This window comes from Candidatus Binataceae bacterium, from assembly GCA_036495685.1.
Taxonomy (GTDB): Bacteria; Desulfobacterota; Binatia; order Binatales; family Binataceae; genus JAFAHS01.
This window is the reverse complement of sequence record DASXMJ010000208.1, coordinates 1-15,750: the sequence shown is the minus strand read 5'-3', so window position 1 is coordinate 15,750 and position 15,750 is coordinate 1. Positions and strand designations below refer to the sequence as shown.

The 15,750-nt window shown below is 60.2% G+C and carries 16 protein-coding genes; 7 read left to right on the top strand and 9 right to left on the bottom strand.

The window, feature by feature from the left end:
- On the top strand, nt 1-211 hold a 211-nt coding region (locus tag VGI36_19380), incomplete at its 5' end, for a hypothetical protein (GenBank protein ID HEY2487312.1).
- 65 nt (nt 212-276) lie between these two features.
- Complete coding sequence (locus VGI36_19375) at nt 277-1,899, top strand: S53 family peptidase (protein ID HEY2487311.1); 1,623 nt, start codon at nt 277-279, stop codon at nt 1,897-1,899.
- Nucleotides 1,900-2,056: 157 nt separating this feature from the next.
- Here VGI36_19375 and VGI36_19370 read toward each other — a convergent pair whose 3' ends face one another.
- On the bottom strand, nt 2,057-2,767 hold the full coding sequence (locus tag VGI36_19370) for a hypothetical protein (protein ID HEY2487310.1): 711 nt from the start codon (nt 2,765-2,767) through the stop codon (nt 2,057-2,059).
- Nucleotides 2,768-3,351: 584 nt separating this feature from the next.
- Here VGI36_19370 and VGI36_19365 point away from each other — a divergent pair.
- Nucleotides 3,352-3,816 (top strand): antibiotic biosynthesis monooxygenase, encoded by a 465-nt coding sequence (locus VGI36_19365; protein ID HEY2487309.1) that lies wholly within the window; start codon nt 3,352-3,354, stop codon nt 3,814-3,816.
- Nucleotides 3,817-4,132: 316 nt separating this feature from the next.
- On the opposite strand, the gene VGI36_19360 is transcribed toward VGI36_19365, so the two are convergent.
- Together VGI36_19360 and VGI36_19355 are read right to left on the bottom strand one after the other, a co-directional pair.
- Nucleotides 4,133-5,866: a thiamine pyrophosphate-binding protein gene (locus tag VGI36_19360; GenBank protein HEY2487308.1), complete on the bottom strand. Its 1,734-nt coding sequence runs from the start codon at nt 5,864-5,866 to the stop codon at nt 4,133-4,135.
- 281 nt (nt 5,867-6,147) lie between these two features.
- Nucleotides 6,148-7,020, bottom strand: a complete 873-nt coding sequence (locus VGI36_19355; protein ID HEY2487307.1) for an LLM class F420-dependent oxidoreductase — start codon at nt 7,018-7,020, stop codon at nt 6,148-6,150.
- A gap of 284 nt (nt 7,021-7,304) precedes the next feature.
- Between VGI36_19355 and VGI36_19350 the strand changes: the two genes are divergently transcribed.
- Complete coding sequence (locus VGI36_19350; GenBank protein ID HEY2487306.1) at nt 7,305-7,637, top strand: GFA family protein; 333 nt, start codon at nt 7,305-7,307, stop codon at nt 7,635-7,637.
- Nucleotides 7,638-7,918: 281 nt separating this feature from the next.
- Nucleotides 7,919-8,506 (top strand): pyridoxamine 5'-phosphate oxidase, encoded by a 588-nt coding sequence (gene pdxH, locus VGI36_19345; protein HEY2487305.1) that lies wholly within the window; start codon nt 7,919-7,921, stop codon nt 8,504-8,506.
- A 199-nt stretch (nt 8,507-8,705) separates the two neighbouring features.
- Here the strand turns inward: pdxH and VGI36_19340 are convergent, their stop codons facing one another.
- The 4 genes from VGI36_19340 to VGI36_19325 are packed head-to-tail and all read right to left on the bottom strand — an operon-like array spanning nt 8,706 to nt 10,654.
- On the bottom strand, nt 8,706-9,275 hold the full coding sequence (locus VGI36_19340) for a DUF3106 domain-containing protein (protein HEY2487304.1): 570 nt from the start codon (nt 9,273-9,275) through the stop codon (nt 8,706-8,708).
- The gene (locus VGI36_19335) at nt 9,272-9,589 is read right to left on the bottom strand and encodes a hypothetical protein (protein HEY2487303.1); all 318 of its coding nucleotides are present in this window, start codon (nt 9,587-9,589) and stop codon (nt 9,272-9,274) included. The genes VGI36_19340 and VGI36_19335 overlap by 4 nt, the downstream gene beginning before the upstream one ends.
- Complete coding sequence (locus VGI36_19330) at nt 9,573-10,085, bottom strand: zf-HC2 domain-containing protein (protein ID HEY2487302.1); 513 nt, start codon at nt 10,083-10,085, stop codon at nt 9,573-9,575. Before VGI36_19330 ends, VGI36_19335 begins: the two co-directional genes overlap by 17 nt.
- The gene (locus VGI36_19325) at nt 10,082-10,654 is read right to left on the bottom strand and encodes an RNA polymerase sigma factor (GenBank protein ID HEY2487301.1); all 573 of its coding nucleotides are present in this window, start codon (nt 10,652-10,654) and stop codon (nt 10,082-10,084) included. Before VGI36_19325 ends, VGI36_19330 begins: the two co-directional genes overlap by 4 nt.
- Nucleotides 10,655-10,858: 204 nt before the next feature.
- Here VGI36_19325 and VGI36_19320 point away from each other — a divergent pair, with 204 nt between their 5' ends.
- Complete coding sequence (locus VGI36_19320; GenBank protein HEY2487300.1) at nt 10,859-11,155, top strand: hypothetical protein; 297 nt, start codon at nt 10,859-10,861, stop codon at nt 11,153-11,155.
- Nucleotides 11,156-11,214: 59 nt separating this feature from the next.
- Nucleotides 11,215-12,228, top strand: a complete 1,014-nt coding sequence (locus VGI36_19315; protein HEY2487299.1) for a hypothetical protein — start codon at nt 11,215-11,217, stop codon at nt 12,226-12,228.
- A gap of 171 nt (nt 12,229-12,399) precedes the next feature.
- Here VGI36_19315 and VGI36_19310 read toward each other — a convergent pair whose 3' ends face one another.
- Together VGI36_19310 and VGI36_19305 are read right to left on the bottom strand one after the other, a co-directional pair.
- Complete coding sequence (locus VGI36_19310; GenBank protein ID HEY2487298.1) at nt 12,400-13,803, bottom strand: IS110 family transposase; 1,404 nt, start codon at nt 13,801-13,803, stop codon at nt 12,400-12,402.
- A gap of 277 nt (nt 13,804-14,080) precedes the next feature.
- The gene (locus tag VGI36_19305) at nt 14,081-15,484 is read right to left on the bottom strand and encodes an IS110 family transposase (GenBank protein ID HEY2487297.1); all 1,404 of its coding nucleotides are present in this window, start codon (nt 15,482-15,484) and stop codon (nt 14,081-14,083) included.
- Between the last annotated feature and the right edge of the window lie 266 nt (nt 15,485-15,750).

Sequence of the window (15,750 nt, the reverse complement as noted above, 5' to 3'; positions counted from 1 at the left end):
TCACCGCCTGTCAGCAATCCTCACTCGCAGGATCGTCTACGATCACTCCGGATGGCGGAACCTCTACCGTCTCCGGGAATGGTTCCTCGACCTACTACTGGCCAAACAGCAGCTTCATATACAGTCCCGATGGCGGCTGCATGGTGGATGGCGCGTGATGTCCCAAGTGAACAATCACCTTCGTTCCTTCGCCAGGAAACAACTGATTTGAACGGCATTGAAATAACAGTTCCAGCACTGTGTTGAGCCGTGCCAAGACGGCCAGGAGAGAATGAAATGAACTCAAGCGGGCATATCGTATTACACGGAAGTTTGCGACCGGCGAAGCGAAACGCCATCAGATTGCGCGACGTCAATCCGTCGGAGCACATCGAGGTTACGCTGGACCTTCGAGGTCCCGAACTGCCGGGCGCGGACGCATTGCCGAAGAAGGCGATGACACGAGAACAATTCGGAGCAAAATATGGCGCGGATAAGAGAGACGCCAACCGGATCGCAAAGGTCCTGCAAAACTATGGGTTGAAGATAGAGGAGACCTCACTTTTGACGCGCAGCATGCGAGTCTCCGGTTCGGCAGCTGACATGGAGCGCGCCTTCAAGCCGAGTCTGGGCATCTATCGAGATCCGGAGCAGGGCGACTTCCGGGGCCGTGAAGGGGCGCTGCAGATACCTGCCCAGCTTGATGGGATACTCAAGGGCGTGCACGGCTTGGATGACAGGCGAGTGGCCCGACGCCGGGCGGGGAGGAATCACGCGAAAGCGCACGCGGGTCTGACCGCCCTTTCGTGTACAGACCTGGAAAAGCGCTATAGCTTTCCGCCCGGGACGGCCGCCGGTCAGCAAATCGGAATCGCCGAGTTTGGTGGTACCTACTTGGAAGGCGATTTGAACCGCTTTTGTCAAAAGATGGGACGGCCCGTCCCCGAGGTGAAGATCGTTCAGGTCGGGAATAAACCGCCAACACTGCAACAAATTGAGCGAATGCCAAAGCAGCAGCAGGAGAGTGTGCTCGAGGAATCGACTGAGGTCATGATGGACATCCAGATCGTGGCGGGCTTGTGCCCTGCCTCGCAGGTGTTCGTCTATTTCGCGCCATTCAATCAAAAGGGTTGGGTGGATCTCCTTAACAAGGTGATGGATGAGGAAGTGGCCCGACCGGTCGCGCTGTCGGTCAGCTGGGGTCTCGCTGAGGATGCTCCCGACTGGTCGGGCGCGGCGCTGGCAGCGATCAACAATCGCCTACAGGCCATGGCCCTGCTGGGCATCACGACGTGTGTCTCGGCCGGTGACGATGGTTCAGGAGATGAGGAGACGGACGGTAAGATGCATGTGGACTTTCCGGCGAGCAGCCCCTTCGTGCTTAGCGTCGGCGGCACCATGCTGAGCAAGGCCGGCCAGAATGTCAGCGAGGTCACTTGGTGGGAAGCCCCTGGTCACCGGACTGGTAACGGTGGTGGCTCGACCGGAGGTGGCGTGAGCGAGGTATTTTCGCGACCGGCGTGGCAGAACGTTCAGGTCAAATCCCTCAACGGGGAGCTTTTCGACGGGCGCGTCTTGCCGGACATAGCGGCTCTCGCTGGGCCGCCGTTTTACGATCTCGTTTTTCTCGGCAAGGACGCACCGAACGGTGGAACGAGCGCCTCGGCGCCCTTGTGGGCGTCGCTCATCGCACGTCTCAACGCGGCTTGGCCCCCCGCCAAGCGGCAGCGGTTTATCACCCCGCTCTTGTATCAGGCCGCGTCCAGCGGTCAGACGAAGGGGCTATCCGGCTGCATGGATGTTTCCCGCGGGCAAAACGCGTCGCATCCGCCGAAGGTCGGGTACGTGGCAGGAAAAGGATACGACGCCGTGAGTGGCTGGGGTGTGCCCAATGGAGCGAAGCTGCTGTCGGTCTTGTAGGTGGCAAGCTGGCGGAACTGGTGCACCTCACATAGCGGACCATCGCGGCGATAGACAGACCGCATCTGTCAACCGCACATGTTATCTAGAAAGGAGGGCCTCCGGCGTCTCGAGAAAGCAAACATTTAGCTCGCGACCAGAACCCGAGCCTTGCCGATTACTTCGCAATCGACAGGTTCATCTGGCGCCGCCTCGGGTCGGGAGTAACCTGCTCCTGTTGGCTCTCCGCGGTCATATGCTCCGCGATAAGTTCCGACTGAAATCGATGGACTGAGTCCGGATCGGTGAAGATCGTCTGGGTATTGTTTTGCGCCTTGAAACCGGGCCCGCCTGGCTGCCCCGTGACAACGAAGGTGCCTTCCCCCGCTGATGACCAGTTCACCGATCCTTCTCCACCCACCTTGCTATCCGCGACGAAACCCTTGGTATGGCTGATCTGGTGGGTGGAGGATTGACCGATCGCAAAGTACGTGTTGAATTTTGCCAGCACGTGCTTTCGGTCCGCGTCGAGCAGCGCCTTTTCGTGCTTTCCGCCCGCCTGGCTTTTGTCCAGGGTGATCAGCATAGTGACGCTCGGGTCCAACGCTTTCGCCATCAGGATGTCATTGAGTTCGGCGTCGTCATAACCGAACATGTTGAGGTAGAGCGATACTCTCACTCGCGACAATACGTACTTGAGGATATCGTGAACGTCGTCGCGGCCTACAAAGAAGAGGTGGAAATCTTTGCTGGCCATAAGTGAATAGGACTTTTCCTGCGTATACTGCTGCAGCTGAAGAAGATCGAATGTCTGCAAGCTCTCCGACGGATCGTTGGTGCTATTGCTCGCGGATGACGTCTTGGCCCGTTTGATTAGTGCTTTCGCCATTGTCTTACCCAGTCAATTGGACTGTTGCGAATCCCTACCGATCTTTGGCTCCCAGCTGCGTAAAGAAACAGTATAAAACCGCCCAACGCAAACTGTCTGGGAGGGCTTTGCCACCACCGAAAAAAAGCGATCCGGCGGGGGGTCTGCTGTCGAGGTCCGACCGCCAAAGCACTGATCTACTCTGGATCGTCGGTCCGTTGAAAGTCACCGGCCGACCGCCGCGACTTTCTGGCGCCACACACTATCACCGAGCGGAACCTTTGCGGCCACCCGTAGCTCGCAAGATTAAGCGCCAGCACGTTCTACTGCGACCGGACCAGCCTCGACCCACAACTCATCTGATATATGCCTGAGCCAGTATTCGTCGAAGTAAAATGTCCCTCTTTTGGAGGAAAACGTAGCCCGGAATCGTTGGGTCAGCGCCGCGTAAAAAGCCGGTTGGGTACCAAGACTATGCCTAATAATCGGGCTGCTGATGCCTTACGCGACACTTCGAAGCGCGGCATCTTTTGCTGAGATTGCATTTACCCTTGGCTCAGAATTTGCCGCTTTTCCGTAATCAAGCCCAACCGCAGGAGCAGACTATGGCGATATACCTGAGTATGCAGATGGTCCGTTTTTCGAGCACCGATGGTTACGAGAAGTTCAAAACCGTTTTCAGCGACGTCCGCAATCATTTAAAAACGCTCCCGGGTTTCATGCACCTGACTTGGTGGGTCCACCCGGACGATCCCACCTGGTACAACGAAGTTAGTTTCTGGGCGAGCAAGGAAGCGCTGACTGACTGGCACATGAACATCTACCACAAAAATGCCAAGGAGTGGGCTGCAAGATCGGGTGCGATCATGGAAGACATCATCACGAACTTCGAACTGGCTAGCACCCGCCTGCTGCGCATCTGTCCGTGCTGTGGGAAGGGCCAGGACAAGCCGTTCAATTTGAAGCAGGCGCAGAAGGTACTCCACGAACCATGCCCTGCGTGCGACTTCCACTTCCCGGTGATGGCGGAACAGCCGACCAGCTTTGCCGTCTTCAAAGACGTTGAGTGACCTGGTCGAAGAACGCGTAGCAAGGTGATGGTTGACCCAGTCGGAAGCTTCGATAAGTCCGCACTGGCCGAGTTTCGCGATCTCTGCATGCTGCGGGTGCTACAGCCCCTAGACTCGCGCTGGGAGACCTCCAGAAGGAACCGACGACAGCTCCAAGCGGCCTTAGACCACAGGTATACGCGCCGCGGCGGTGCTAGGTAGTGGGACCGCCCGGCGCCGGGCTCATGGTACTCCGCGTGTACCTTCGGGAGGTTCGCCCGGAGAGGCGGCAGCAATCGTGATTCAGCCCCACATTTCCCTGGCGGCAGCTGGACAGTCATCTTCGCGGCACGTTGTCATAATACGGGATTACGATCGTGTTCGGATCATCCGTATAGCCGACCATGGTGGGTGTGATCGGATGAGTTACCTCACCGGACACGGTAAGATTGATGCAGGTGGCCATGCCCGAGGCGAGCGCTCGCCGAATTGCGGGACCGACATCCTCAATTCGTGACACGCGCTCGCCTGCCGCACCGAGGCCGCGTGCTGCCATATCATAGTCGCTGTCCGCGAGCCTGCTGACGATACCCGCTTCGTTTCCGTACACCGCTTCCTGACCATGAATCGACATGCCCCAGCAGGCGTTGTTCACAACAACCGTCACGATCGGCAGTCTGTGGCGTGCCATCGTTTCGAGCTCTTGGAGATGCAAGCCGAATGCGCCGTCACCCATCAGCAGAATCACCCGGCTCCCGGGGTCCGCCACTTGGGCCCCAATCGCGATTCCAAAGCCGATACCGAGAAAGCCCAAGTAACCGCCGTGGCCGATGATTCGTTTCGGCCTCGCCTCATGTACAGACTCGCCGACCCACGAGCCCATCTCGCCGCCGTCGACGATGAGCGTAGCACCCGGTTCCAGCGCTCGAAGCGCCTCGCGAACGGCGTGAAATGGATGGAGCCTGCCGTTGACCACTGTGGGCTCGTTCGCGAAAGACCGCTCGCGCCGATGGATCATCACTGCGGCGTTGGCCCATGCGCTGCGTTCCGGCCAGCGCTCCGTATCAGTCTCCAAGAACGCTCGCAGCGTCTCGGCCGAATCCGCCGTGATCCCGATGTCGAACGGCCGGAAGCGTCCGATCTCTGAGGCATCAACATCTACCTGCACAACCTTGGCTGCTGGCGGTACGATCGCCCCGCTTCGACCTCCCAAAAACATTCCGCGTCGCGCGCCCAGCAACAGGACGACATCCGGCCCTTTCCCGTGGACCATCTGTAGAACCGCAAGATTGCCAGCGGCGAAGCCATTCAGCGGATGGTCGGCAGGCATGGCGCCGAAGCTGGTCTGTTGATTAAAGACCGGTATCCCACTTCGCTCCGCGAAAGCGACCAGCAGTTCCGACGCGGCCCTGCCACGGACGCCACCTCCAGCAATGATCACCGGCCGCTCCGCGTTTCGAAGCAATCCGAGCACTTCCTGCACGGCGGCGGGTGATGGCGAAGGGGGAGCTGGCATTCGGGAGCCGCCCCCATAGTCGATCCGCTGCTCATCAGCGGGACCGAAGAGCACGTCTATGGGAAAATCGAGCACCACCGGACCAGGCGCGCCGGCCCGCGCCTTTCGAATCGCAAATGACACCAGACTCGGAATTTCCTCGACCACGGTTACACGATGGGCCCACTTAGTCAGCGGGTTTGCCATCGCGATTTGGTCGATCGAACCCTGCAGGGCGTTCTGTTCGGCGTCGCGCAGCGGAGGCGAACTGGTCAGCAGAAGGAGCGGGCTGCGGTCCGCATACGCCGTCGCCAGGCCCGCGATTGCGTTTGAGTAGCCCGAGGCCGCCGTCGCGAACGCAACCCCAAGCCGCCCGGTAGCGCGCGCATATCCGTCCGCCGCGTTGACCGCAACTGCTTCGTGTCGGGTGTCGATGAGGCGAATGTGGTTGCGGTGAAGTCCGACCAACAGGGAATCGAGATGCCCTCCATGCAATCCGAACGCGACTTCGACCCCGAATTGTTGCAAGGTACGCGCGACCAGCTCGCCGCCATCCGTGTTTCTTGGTCTAGGCATCGCTAACTCCTCTGTTGTGCTTGCTTTGACAGTGCTGCCGTCCGCAACGCTGTTACCGATTCGTTTATCCAGACAAGCGGCTCGCGACCAGATTCAAACCTCGCGCGACCGATCGGGCTAACCTCATCGACGCGGGCCTGCTCGTCGATGATTAGAGATGCACCCGGGTGAGCGGCGCGGTGAAGACCAAGCCGCAAGTCCCGCGGAGCGAAGCCCGGCAAGATCGGCCGCGGCACTCTCCACGGCGCGTCGCGAGCAAGTTTAGCGTCTCGGCCTCCTTTCTATTGGAGCTTCGCTGCGGGTTCCACGAATTGGCGCGCAATGTGCTCGAGCGCCTCAGGAATCTTTCGATCGTCACCGGGCAAGCGCACAAAGGGCACGAATTCGTGGACCCCAATCTCGTGATAGGCACGTAGATCGTCCGCAGTCACTTCGTTTTCATACGGGGAGATGATGATTTCGAGTTCCGACATGTCGCGGCCGGCCTCGCTCATCAACTTGCGTAACGTCGCGATCTTTGCGGCAGCTTGATCCGGATTTAATTTGACCCCGAACCATCCATCGCCTAAACGTGCCACCCGGCGCAGTGCCGGCATGCTTTCGCCTCCGAAAATTATCGGTACTTTCGTCCCCTGCGAAGGCTTAGGGAAACTGCGGACGCCGTCGAAGCGAACGAACTCGCCGCTGAAACTCGTTTTCTCCTCGCCCCAGAGCTTGCGCATCACCTCGATATATTCGCAGGTGCGCTGAGCCCGCCGTTCGAAAGGAATTCCGAGTGCGGCAAATTCTTCCGACGACCACCCGATGCCGACTCCGAGCGCGAGGCGTCCCGAGCTGAGACTGTCGAGACTGGCGATCACCTTAGCTAACCCGAGCGGATTGTGCTCCGCGACCAGGCAAATTCCCGTAGCGAGTCTAATTCGTCGGCTGAATGCGGCGGCGTAGGTCAAACCGATGAAGGGGTCGAGAAGATCGATGTTGCTGCGGGCCATGAACTTGCCATCACCGCTGTAGGGATACCTCGACCCCTGAGTGTCAAACAGCACAACGTGCTCGGGTGCCCATAGCCTCGCGAAGCCGAGCCTTTCCGCATTCTCCACCACCGCCCGAATAGTGTTGGACCGCGCTGCCTTTCCGATCCCAATCGCTGTCATTCCGATGTTCACGATGGTTTCTAGACTCCCTCTCTATCTCACATCGAGGCACTACTAAAAGATCCCCATGAGATTCAACATTCCCGACAGATGCACAATCGAACGGCCAGCCGCTGTGTGCGTCGAGGACGTTATGGCAGATCTGCGCTTACTGTTCAGCCGGCGGTAAACTTTAACGCATCCCGAAAACGCGATACGTGAAACCCGCGCAATTAGCGCAACGCACTTGCGCGAGGGGAGATCCCCGACGATGATCTGAGAATCCAATCTCACGGAGCAGGATAATGACTTACAAAGGCTCGTGTCATTGCGGAAAGATCGCTTTCGAAGCGGACGGCGAGATAAAGGAGGTTTTGGATTGCAACTGTTCGATCTGTAGCAAGCGCGGCTATCTACACTGGTTCTTGCCTCACGACAAGGTGCGGTTCGAGACACCCGTATCGAATCTCGCCACTTACACTTTCAAAACCGGCAAGTACAAACATCAATTCTGCCCCAACTGTGGTGTCGGCCCGTTTGTAATCGGCGACGAGGGCATTGCCGTCAACGTGCGGTGTCTCGAAGGGATCGACCCCTCGAGATTCAAGGTTAACACGTTCGACGGCAAGAGCCTCTAGCAGGCCAGTACCGCATCGGTTCCCATAGTAGAGAAGACTTTCCGCAGGGAGCTCCTGCGGGACGACTCGAAGCGACTTAAAAGAGATATGCGTGTGCACGGAACCCTTGGGAGAGAGGGACGTTTCGCTTCCAGAGTTCGGCAGTCTCCCCTCGCGAAACGGTTCGGTAGGATTGCGAATCTCGGGTCCTCGGTCCTCGGATCTGAGGTTCGAATCTTCTGCCAAATTTTGGCTTGCCAGTGTCGTGTTAGGACCCGCCGCTGTGGCATCATCACCCGTGAATGGCGCAGCGCAGCCACGATCCGATTGCAAAATTTATTCGCTGGCTCGATGAGGCTCGGCGGTTCAGAATTCCGAACTACGAGGCGATGGCACTTGCAACGGCGGTGCACGGTGGCAAGACCTCTGTGCGATTCGTCCTGCTGAAGGGAATTGACGAGCGAGGATTCGTCTTCTTCACTGACGCGCGAAGCCGCAAGGGCCACGAGCTACGCGGCAATCCGCGCGCGTCACTAGCACTGTACTGGCAACCCAAAGGCCGGCAGGTCCGCGTCGAGGGCGGTGTGCAGGAAGTGAGCCCCGAGGAGGCCGACGCTTACTGGGCGACCAGGCCACGGCAGAGCCAGCTTGCAGCGAGCGCGTCGTACCAGAGTGCACAACTTCACTCCCGCGCAGAACTTCTCGGACGGTACTCTCGGCTCGCCCGCAAACTCAGAGGCCAGGAAGTCCCGCGCCCGTCATGGTGGACTGGGTTTCGCGTGCGTCCTGACGTTATCGAACTCTGGATCCATCGCGAGCACCGCCTACATGACCGGGAGATATACCGTAGGCGCGGTCGCGAATGGCGACGTAATTTGCTCCAGCCCTAGCCCACAACAACTAGAGATGTTGTGCGACGCGCTAGTAGTTCCACCGCTGACGCCATTAGTTGTTTCAGCCTTGAAAATCCGCGCGCTGCGGTCTTCTCTGGTCGAGCCGTCAGCGTTGTGCCCGCCGGGCACCACGCTCATCGATGGAGTTAAAAAAGAATGCGGCCAGCAGCGTTCGAAGAAAACTCTTGCGCCGCCATCAACGCAGGAGTTTTTGCGCTTTGGGTTCAATTCTGGGGTGCGGACTCTGAGTGCGACGCCATTGTCGACTAAACTCCTGGCGCTGCTCCGGGTTCATCTGCTTCCAGCGTTGGTAGTTGTTCAGGACCTTCTGCCGCTGCTCCGGTGGTAGCTGCATGAAATGCTGATAACGCTGCATGATCTGTTGCCGCTGCGCCGGCGGCATGTTCTTGAAGCGTGAGTATGCCGCTCGCATTTCCTCGCGACGCTCGGGCGGCAGCTGGCGCCACTGATGCAGCGTGTGTAGCACCTGTTGCCGTTCTTCTGGAGGAAGCTTGCGAAATTCCTGAAAGTTGCGTTGTGCGCGCTCGCGCTGCTCGGGGGTCATCCGCTGCCACTGGCGGAAGTTCTCCAACACCCGCTGCCGTTGTTGGGGATTGAGCTGCGCCCACGCGTTCGGCTGCGCTCCGATCAAAGCTCGCTCGGCGTCGTTCGCCGGCTCGCCGAACGGACCATTTTGCGCGAAAGCACAGGGGGAGATCAGCGCCGCGACAATCATGACTACGGCAATCGCGCTGCGCGTGGTCATTCTACTTCGCCTCCCTTGCCTCCGGCCGTCGGCTGAACCTCGGAAGGACCGGAATTCGTGGTGGACACGGACGCGTTCGAAGAGCCCTTGCCCGCACCGCTCAGATAACCCATCGCGCGGAGTGCCTGAATCTCGTGCAACGTCGAGTCGTCATCGCCGTTGCCCGGCGCATTGGTTTGCGTGGTGAACAGGTCGAGGTTGAGCAGCATTCGGACTTGGGGCTGGCTGCCGGGCTGCGCAGGCACGCTTTTCGCGGCCAGAGAAACGATGGAGACAGCAAGTGCGATGGTCGTGAGTTTACGACCGCGAATCATGTTGCTCTCTTGGCGCTGGCGAAAGTTCGTTGAGGTGCTCGATGACGTCGTAATTCTCTAGCAGGTCGAGCTGTTCAACCACCGGGTAGTTACGCAACAAGCCCAGATCGTTCGAACCCAACTGCTGCTCCAGCGCGAGTTCTTCTACGGGTGGAACCGCGTGCGTCGGAGACCGCACTACTAGCAGTAGCGTAGCCGCGGCGGCGGCACCGGCCGCGGTGAGCGACGCGAGCCCGAACATCCAGCGCCGGCGGCGGCTGACGTGACGCGCGTCCAGCTTGCGCCGCAACTCGCTGCGATAGGCGATCCATTCCGGCTGCGGCAGCTCCTCGATGCGTTCCGACACTTCCTCCCAAGTCGCCAGAAGCGAAGTCGCCTCCGCGCGGCACGCTGCGCATCCCTCGAGATGGAGGCGCATCTCCTCCGACTCGTTCGGGCCAAGTTGCCCGCGGACATAGGGAACGAGCGCCGGCTGGGGATGGACGTCCATCTTCATTCGTCCTTCTTCAACAGCTTCTTAAGTGCGGCGAGCCCGCGGTGAATGTGCACCCGAGCGGTGCTCTCGGAGCAGCTGAGAACTTCTGCAATCTCGCGGCTGGAGAGCCCGTCCTGGACTTGCAGCAGTACCGCGACGCGTTGATTGGGTGAGAGGTGAACGAACGCCGCGGCCAACTCGGTTGAAGTCTCGTGGCCCATTGCCTCCGCCTCTGGTCCAGGCTCAGAGGAGACGGGCTCCACGCCAGTTTCATCCCCCTCGGGTAGCGAACTCCGCAGGGGGACGATCTTGCTCCACCATCTGTAGTGTCGCTTGTGGTCGATACATAAATTGACCACGATTCGATAGAACCACGTCGAGAATTGCGACCGGCCACTAAATTTCCCGGCGGATTCGAAAAGCTTGATAAACGCGTCCTGGGACACATCGCGTGCATCGGCCTCACTTCCGAGCACGGAGTAGGCGAGCCGGTAGGCGCGAGCCTGGTATCGTTCCACCAACGCCTCGAAGGCACGGTCGTCGCGCGCGGCGACTCTTGAGCAAAGCTCCTCATCTGGCAACTCGGCCAAGACCGGTCATTCCTATGAGCGATTGGGCCGGTCCGCGCATCGAAACGAGGGCGAAACATCGGAATCGGCCGCGCGCCGCGATGCTAGCCTTATCCTGGCCTTAGACGAAACCACGTCCTCAATCGTTTACTGATTTCGCCACCACGCCTGTTGTAAACGCTAAGCCGGCCGGGCACGTCGAAAGGGCTGAAACGGAGGCTGCCGATGCACTGGGAAAAGAAGCCGTTCAAGGTCCGATGCGGAGTCATTTCTTTACTCGTCGCGACGACCGCAATGTTCGCCGGATGCGCGGCATACGATCCGCAATGGACCGCCCAGGCATATGCCCCCAGCTATTACAACGCGCCTTACAGCTCACTCAGCCCAGAACAGAAAATGCAACTCGAAGATCATTTAGCCAACCAGAGCAATCAGGCTTGGCGCACCACAGCGCTGGTCGGGTCAGCGGTAGGCCACCTTGCCCAGGGGACCGGCATCCTCCTGTTCGCGGCGCGCCACTAGTTCAAAAGAAAATGCACACGGTTTCGCATCTTGATATTAACCAATGGAGGAGAAACGCGATGAAACGATTCCTGAGCGCGATGGCGGGTATTTTGCTAGGCGGCGCTCTCGCTTCGACGGCGATGGCTCAGACGCCGACCGAGATGACGAACTTCAATAGGTACCTTGATAACCATCCTGCGGTCGCCCAACAGCTAGCTGCCAATCCTTCGCTGGCGAACAATCCGCAATTCCTGGGGAATCATCCGGGGCTGCAGAATTTTCTCAACAGCCATCCCGGGGTAAGCAGCTCACTGCGAACCGCTCCGGGCCAATTCATGTATCGTGAAGGACACTATGAATGGGCGCAGGGTGGGGGTCCGGTCGCAGCAGCGCCCGGCACCGCCTCTGGGCCGGTCGCACGGTTCGACAACGGTTATCTCGACCAGCATCCCGAAGTAGCTCACCAGTTGGCCAGCAACCCGAGGCTCGCCGACAATCCGCAGTTCCTTGCGACCCACCCCGGGCTCGACAGCTACCTGGCGGGTCATCCTGAGGTGCGTCAGGAGCTACAGGCTCACCCAGAGCGTTTCATGAGCAGCGAGTGGCGGGACCATCTGTATGGGCGCCGGACGGGTGCCTCTGGTGCAGCCGGTCGCTTTGACCGCGGTTATCTCGATGAGCATCCAGAGGTTGCCCAGCAGCTCGCCAATAACCCCCATCTGGCGGACAATCCGCAGTTTCTTGCGACCCATCCGGGGCTGGATAGCTACCTCGCCGCTCATCCTCAGGTACGCACCGACCTTCAGCAGCATCCCGAGCGCTTCATGAACCGCGAGGCCGGTTACGAGCGATACGAGGGCCAACCGCATCCGCTGAGCAGTACCGACAACTACATGGACCACCATCCCGAAGTTGCTCAGCAGCTGGAAAAGAACCCGGCGCTAGTCGACAATCCGACCTACCTAAAGAATCATCCCGGGTTGCAGGACTACATGCAGAACCACCCGGTCGCGCGTCAAGAATGGAAGTCTCATCCCTATCAATACATGAAGAAGGAAAACCACTGGCAGCATAACCATCCAAACCAGTAGTCCGTCGCGACCTCAGGCGACCTACGGTTACATGAGAGGGGCCCGGAAATAATCCGGCCCCTCCAACCGATCGTTCCTGGACGCCCCGCCTGATAAATTGAAAGATTGCGCCCCGCGCAAGTTTGCGTTATGGCCGCAATCGAACCATCAACTCTCGGTAACCAGCTGCTCTCAAAAAACAGGATTCACGAGTAGTTCACCAGTAGAACGATCAAGCAGGTCGACGCCGAGCAGCTTGGCACGCTTGCGGAGCGACTTGAGTTCGCGGGCGCGATTGAGCTGATGATAAGCCACGGCGCCGGAGTCGTGGTAAAGAAGTTGGCCGGCGAGTACCCGGTAGACCAGTACAGCGAGTTTGCGTGCAGTGGCGGTAATCGCTTTGGCCTTGCCGACCCGCAGTGCAAGACGGCGGTAGAAGGCGCCGAGCGCGGTGGAAGTTCTGCCCAGACTCATCGCACAGCGCCGTAGCATGACCGCGGCGCGATTGGCGGAAGGTGGGGTCCGGGAGCCGAGCAGGCGTCCGCCGGAGACCTTGTTGTTGGGTGCGAGCGCCAGCCACGAGGTAAAGTGCTTTTCGGTTGGCCAGCGGCGCATATCGGTGCCGATTTCGGCGACCAGTTGCAATGCCGCGTGCGGACCAATGGAGTCGATTTGGCTCAGGTCGATGCCGCCGGTTAACCGATGCAGCGGGCCGCGGATATCGAAGCCGGGCGTGTTTTTGGAAACCCGCGTGCCGCGCGCATCAGGCAAGCCGGCCGAAGGTGGAGGCTGCTGGTCGGCCAGGGTGGTCAGCAGCGCCTCGATTTCGCCATCGCATTCGGCGATCTGCTTGAGCAGGAACTCGTAGGCGGCGAAGTTCTGCCTGAGCGCGAACAGGTGCTCGGCGCGATAGTTACCGGTCAACGCGGCCACGATCTCGGCGTGCGAGGCGTGGCAGCGATAGTCGCGATGGGCGGCGAGCCGCTCCGGGTCGCGTTCTCCGGCCAGTATGCTACGCACGATCCTAAGCCCGGTCTGGCCGGTGATGTCGGTCACCACCACGTGGAGCATGACATTCATCTGGGTCAGGGCCTTCTGCATGCGCTGGATGCGGGTGGAGGCTTCCTCGACCAACGTCTCACGCTGGCGCAGGAACGAGCGCAGCGGCACGATCGCGGCGGCGGGACGGAAACTGGCCCGCAACAGCCCCACGCTGTGCAGTTCGCGCAGCCACTCGCAGTCTCGGACGTCGCTCTTGCGCCCGGGTACATTGTGCACGTCGCGCGCGTTAACCAGCAGTACTTCCAGGCCGCGCTGCTCGAGAATCTCGTAGAGTGGGATCCAATACACGCCGGTAGACTCCATCGCCACGGTCTTCACCCCGCACTCTACCAACCAGTCGGCGAGCCGTTGCAGCTCGCCGGTGAAGGTGCGGAACTCGCGCACCGGCTGCGGGTCGTGGCCGGGTGGGACCGCCACGAAATGACTATTCTGTCCGCAGTCAATGCCGGCCGCATCCGGCTGGATGCGCTCGAGCAGTGAGGGTGTGACCCGCTTTCTTTTATCTGCGCGCTCGCGCCTGGAGTTGTGCTTCATCGCCGCCTCTTCCATAGTGAAATTGGATTGGCGGAGGGCGCCGCAGACAGGGGTGGAAAAGCTAGTGACAATCTCTCAAACGGGATCCGCCAGTTTACTGCTGGTCGGTCACCAATGTCGTTATCGCCACACCCCATGGACCACGCTCCTAGACGGGCTCTGTCAATAGCACCAAGGTGCGGACGGTCTCGGCCTGCGGTCGCCTTTCGCCATCCGTGCTTATACACCAGCCCTGTTTCTCATGTGACGTGCCGCGCCAGTGGCCCGTAACCCGCTCCTAGGAAACCGGGTTAACGAGCACTTCACCGGTAACGCGGTCGAGTAGGTCGAAGCCGAGAAGGGTGGCGCGCTTGCGGAGTGATTTAAGTTCGCGCGCGCGATGAAGCTGGTGGTAAGCGGTTGCGCCGGGATCGTTGTAGAGGAAGGTGCCGGAGAGAACGCGGTAGATCACTACCGCGAGCTTACGGGCGGTGGCGGTGATGGCTTTGGCCTTTCCGATGCGCACCGCCAGGCGGCGGTAAAAGGCACCGAGTGCAGTCGAAGTTTTACCCACACTCATCGCGCAGCGGCGCAGGATGACCGCAACCCGATGGGCGGAGGGTGGCGTCCGGGAACCGAGCAAGCGGCCACCCGAGACTCGGTTGTTGGGCGCCAGTGCCAGCCAGGAGGTAAAGTGCTTTTCGCTCTTCCAGCAGCGCATATCGGTCCCGATCTCAGCCACGATTTGCAACGCGGCCTGCGGGCCGATGCTGTCGATTTGGCTTAGGTCGAGGCCGCCGGTGAGCCGATGCAGCGGGCCGCGGATATCGAATTGGGGTTGATGCTTGGAAACCCGCTTGCGGCGCGCCGCCGGCAATGGTGCGGAAGGTGGCGCTTGCTGCGCGGCCAGGGTCGTAAGCAGGGCTTCGATTTCGCCATCGCATTCGGCGATCTGCTTGAGCAGGAACTCGTAGGCGGCGAAGTTCTGCCTGAGCGCGAACAGGTGCTCGGCGCGATAGTTACCGGTCAGCGCCGCCACGATTTCCGCGTGCGAGGCATGGCAGTGAGAGTCCCGAAAGGCGGCCAGGCGCTCGGGGTCGCGCTCCCCGTTCAGGATGCTGCGCACGATCCTAAGTCCGGTTTGCCCCGTGACATCGGTGAGCACGGTGTGGAGCATCAGGTTCATCTCGCTCAACGCCTTCTGCATGCGGTGAATGCGGGTCGCCACCTCCGCGACCAACGTTTCGCGCTGGCGCATGAACGAGCGCAGCGGCACGATGGTGGCGGCGGGACGGAAGCTGGCGCGCAACAGCCCCACGCTGTGAAGCTCGCGTAGCCACTCGCAGTCGGTGACGTCGCTCTTGCGACCGCGCACGTTGTGCACGTCGCGCGCGTTGACCAGCAGCACTTCCAAGCCACGCTGCTCGAGGATCTCGTAGAGCGGGATCCAGTACACCCCGGTCGATTCCATCGCCACCGTCTTTACCCCGCACTGCACCAGCCAGTCCGCCAGGCGGTGCAGGTCAGCGGTGAAGGTGCGGAACTTCCGCACCGGCTGGGGGTCCCGGTCCGGCGGAACCGCTACGAAGTGGCTATTCTGTCCGCAGTCGATGCCGGCCGCATCCGGTTGGATGCGTTCGAGCAGCGAGACCGAGGCCCGCGCTGTGCTCTCTTTACGCGCACGCTTGGAGTTGTGCTTCATCGCCGCCTCTTCCATAGTGGAGTTGGCGGAGGGCGCCGCAGACAGGGGTGTAATAGCTATTGGACATTCTCCTAGACGGGATCACGCTGCTGGCGTGTCACCAATGATGCTGTCGCGATACCCCATGGACCACGCTCTCAAACGGGCTCCTGACGCACCACGGAACGTACGGTCTCGGTCTCGGCCGCCCTCGGCCTTCCGCCTTATACCTCAGCTTCGGTTTCTGGCGTGACGTGCCGGGCCGCCGGCCCGTAATCCGCTCTCAA